The organism is Pasteurella testudinis DSM 23072 (assembly GCF_900176075.1).
In the GTDB taxonomy this organism is placed as follows: Bacteria; Pseudomonadota; Gammaproteobacteria; order Enterobacterales; family Pasteurellaceae; genus Chelonobacter; species Chelonobacter testudinis.
Map to the genome: position 1 here is coordinate 1 of NZ_FWWV01000051.1, position 3,374 is coordinate 3,374.

Genomic DNA, 3,374 nt, shown 5'->3' on the forward strand with positions numbered 1-3,374 from the left:
AAGAGAGAATATTTGGGTCACAATTGATGATGCAATGGTGGAGTTTGAAGATGACTAAAGATGAAGTCTTATCAGTGTTAAAAAAACACAAATTCGACATATACCGAAATATAGGTTTTATGATCTGGTCGACAAGAGGCGACACATATTTAGTTTACACTTTCGAAAATATCAACCAAGTTGTATCGGTATCATTTAATCGAAAACCTAATATCGTTAAATCCACTAAAGTTATGCGCGAATTATTTGGCGAGCGATTTACGCATTTAAAATCACACCCGATGGACGGCGTTAATTGTAATTATTTTAGGCTTGAAACGCTTAATTAAGGAGTAGATATGAGTAAATATTTTTCGGTAGATATAGTAAATGACAATGATCCAATTTTATTTCACGAAACATTAGAGCAAGCGAAACAGGCTTGCTTAGAAAATGCGCTAAATCAATACGAATATGCAGTTGAAATAGACAGCATTATTGATGAATTTGAGGACAAAATTAGTGAGGCAGTCTATGGCAAAATTTTAGGACATTGTGAATCTAAAAAACGTTCGCCGGACAAGGACGATACTCGCGAATCGCAGTATGATTATATCATCGATCTGCCTGAGCTTATTGAGCATAACGGCTGGATTAGCGTTGATGAGCGGCTGCCAGAACCAGAGCAGCGTGTTGAGATTTATAGTTCAAAAAAAGAACTGCAAGAAGAATGCGGACAACAATTCGAAACTCTTACATCAACCGCTGTTTTTGAAAGCTGGGTTGATGACGATGGCGATCTTCGGCAGTATTTCGCAGTTACTCCGCGTATTAGTTTTGATATTGAAGATGTCACTCACTGGCAGCCACTGTCCGAACCACCCAAATAACTAAACCACAAATATCTACACAAATCGCCACTCTTCGGGGTGGTTTTTTATTATCTAAAATAAGGAAATAAAATGAAAAAACTCAAAATGACTACAACCGCAATTGGTTTATCGGCTTTGTTAACCGGCTGCTTCCCCTACACCGTTGACGAGGGTGAGGTTGCGCTAGTGACCAAATACGGCGAAATTATCGAAACCAAAACATCAGGCTTAGGCTGGTCAAGTATGCTTGAAGATGTCACGCATTTTTCTATTCGTGAACAGAAACAAGTCTTCGGTAAGTTCGATGAAAACGGTGATGTTGTCGGCGGATTTGCGGCATACACTCGTGACACCCAAACCGTCACAACTGGTTTAACAGTGACGTATAAACTGACTGACCCAGTTAAAGCATATAAACTATACCGAACCACCGAAAATATGGTAAATCAACTCGTTGAACCCCGCACGCGACAAGCAATTGAAATTGTTTTTAGCCAATATTCGGCGCAACAAGCGTTAGAAAACCGCGCAAAATTAACAACTGATATTACGCAAGCCGTTCGTGAGGCAGTGAAAAACTACCCGATCGAGATTACTGCCGTGCAATCGATTATCCAGTTCAACAAGGAATATGAAAAACGAGTTGAGGAATCCGTACAGAAAAATGTTGCAATTCAAACCGCCGAGCGCCAAGTCGCAATTGACCGCAAAGAAGCCGAAAGCCGCTTAGTCAAAGCGCAAGCCGAAGCGGACGCAGAAATCATTCGTGCTAAAGCTGATGCCGAAAAAGTGCGGTTAGCGGGTGAGGCCGAAGCGGCCGCAATTCGCGCCAAAGGTGAAGCATTGAAAGAAAATCGGCAGTTGGTTGAACTGACAGCAGCCGAAAAATGGAATGGCGTATTGCCGACGACAATGACCCCAAGCGGCTCACTTCCGTTTGTTCAAGTAGGGGGTAAATAATGTTTATTCTTGGCATTATCGTTGGGCTTGCTATTGGATTTGCCGCACAAGCCTTTTTTCGACAATACAAACTGGTTGATCGAGATAAGGATAAATAATGAAAGCAACTGATAAAATCTGTAAGGCTGTTTTAAATAGTCTTAAAAGCGAGCCTAGAAATTGGCAGCTTGAAAATCACTGGCTAAGGAATAAAAACGGCATTGAGTTATTCGTTGGTGATGGATTTTTATTTCTTAAAATGATTAGGGTAAATTACACTTTTATCCGTTTTACATTCTCACTCTTCTGGAAAATTAAAATTTGGAAAGAGGCAAGAAAAATTATCAAAAATAGCCATACCGAGGAAATAAAAGAAAAAGAAAAAACCATTCTTGATTTATTCAATTAACCAAATGCCCTGCTCGTCAGGGCTTTTTATTCCAAGAGACTAGCTGATGATAGAAATAACATTAGAGCAGATAGTTGAAATTGCCGGAGCGGCAGCTGTGTCTATCTTTTATGTGATAGCCATTGAGGATTTTTTTCCGGGACAGCGAGTAGACAGAGATGAAAATATAAGCTCTATGATTGAGAGCTATTTAGATAGTGTAACTCTAAAAAATATCAATATATTAGAAATAGTATGCAAGGTACTGAAGTGAGCGAAAGCCAAATAATCTACGAAACAGAGAGAGGAAAGTATGACAAACATAGAGAAATCAGTGGTAGTTATTCCATCAAAAACAATGCCTATTACAAAATATTGTGAGGTTTTTGGACTAACACTGGAACAAATTAACCGCCGCTTACAACGCGGTATTTGGCAGGAAAATATCCAAGTTTTAAAAGTAGATGGGTGTAAAGAAAGAATAATCGATCTAGAAGAGGTGGACAAATGGGCGAGAAAAAACAAAATCCACGCGGCATAACTATTCGCAAACATAAAAGTAGAGAAACCATTAATATTACATTTACATTTCGTGGTGTACGCTGCCGAGAGCCGTTAAATTTACCCGTTACTCAATCAAATATTAATTATGCCGCCCGATTATTGGGTGAAATTCAAAACAAGATAGAACGGAATACTTTTCACTACGCTGACTACTTTCCTACATCTCCAAAGCTAAAACTGTTTGGTAAAATGATCGAAGGAGTAACTGTATTACATTATCTCAATGAGTATGTTGAAACATGCAGAAAACGTAATTTATCCCCCTCTACTCTTGATGGATATTTAAAAGTTATCAACGGTCTAGCGCATTTCCATTCAGTAGTCGTGTCCCAACTCACCCCTGCAATGGTGAAAAATTGGATCAAGCAGCAAAATACAACATCTAAAACAATCCGTAATAAGCTATCTGTATTACGTTCAGCAGTCGATGAAGCGGTCATGGATGGTGTAATTCAAATTAATCCGGTTGCCACTGTTACTGTTGATCGCTATAAAGCTAAAAAACAGGACGGCAATTCAGATGATGAATACGAAGTTGATCCATTTACACCTGAAGAAGTGCAATTAATTTTAGACAATTGCCGCTACCAACAATGGCGAAATCTATTCTTATTTGCACTCAGAACCGGCTT

Annotated in this window: 7 protein-coding genes; all 7 read left to right on the forward strand. The window is 39.1% G+C overall.

Annotation, left to right across the window (positions count from 1 at the left end; all coding sequences use genetic code 11):
- Nucleotides 1-329 (forward strand): hypothetical protein (locus B8880_RS14615; RefSeq protein ID WP_208610916.1); only part of this gene is annotated, 329 nt, incomplete at its 5' end.
- Nucleotides 330-338: 9 nt separating this feature from the next.
- Nucleotides 339-869 carry a DUF551 domain-containing protein gene (locus tag B8880_RS12035; RefSeq protein WP_084257827.1) on the forward strand — a complete coding sequence of 177 codons (531 nt, stop codon included), beginning with the start codon at nt 339-341 and terminating at the stop codon, nt 867-869.
- A gap of 72 nt (nt 870-941) precedes the next feature.
- Complete coding sequence (locus B8880_RS12040) at nt 942-1,811, forward strand: SPFH domain-containing protein (RefSeq protein WP_084257828.1); 870 nt, start codon at nt 942-944, stop codon at nt 1,809-1,811.
- Between the two features lie 97 nt (nt 1,812-1,908).
- Nucleotides 1,909-2,199: a hypothetical protein gene (locus tag B8880_RS12045; protein ID WP_084257829.1), complete on the forward strand. Its 291-nt coding sequence runs from the start codon at nt 1,909-1,911 to the stop codon at nt 2,197-2,199.
- Nucleotides 2,200-2,245: 46 nt separating this feature from the next.
- Nucleotides 2,246-2,452 carry a hypothetical protein gene (locus tag B8880_RS12050; RefSeq protein ID WP_084257830.1) on the forward strand — a complete coding sequence of 69 codons (207 nt, stop codon included), beginning with the start codon at nt 2,246-2,248 and terminating at the stop codon, nt 2,450-2,452.
- Between the two features lie 39 nt (nt 2,453-2,491).
- Nucleotides 2,492-2,719, forward strand: coding sequence for an excisionase (locus B8880_RS12055; RefSeq protein WP_084257831.1), 228 nt, complete (start codon nt 2,492-2,494; stop codon nt 2,717-2,719).
- Nucleotides 2,686-3,374: Arm DNA-binding domain-containing protein (locus B8880_RS12060; protein WP_143933448.1), on the forward strand; the 689-nt coding region annotated here is incomplete at its 3' end. The genes B8880_RS12055 and B8880_RS12060, both read left to right, overlap by 34 nt.

What these genes read in the sequence shown, in the direction of transcription:
- B8880_RS12035 (WP_084257827.1), top strand. Translation starts at nt 339, where the DNA reads ATGAGTAAATATTTTTCGGTAGATATAGTAAATGACAATGATCCAATT.
- B8880_RS12040 (WP_084257828.1), top strand. Translation starts at nt 942, where the DNA reads ATGAAAAAACTCAAAATGACTACAACCGCAATTGGTTTATCGGCTTTG.
- B8880_RS12045 (WP_084257829.1), top strand. Translation starts at nt 1,909, where the DNA reads ATGAAAGCAACTGATAAAATCTGTAAGGCTGTTTTAAATAGTCTTAAA.
- B8880_RS12050 (WP_084257830.1), top strand. Translation starts at nt 2,246, where the DNA reads ATGATAGAAATAACATTAGAGCAGATAGTTGAAATTGCCGGAGCGGCA.
- B8880_RS12055 (WP_084257831.1), top strand. Translation starts at nt 2,492, where the DNA reads ATGACAAACATAGAGAAATCAGTGGTAGTTATTCCATCAAAAACAATG.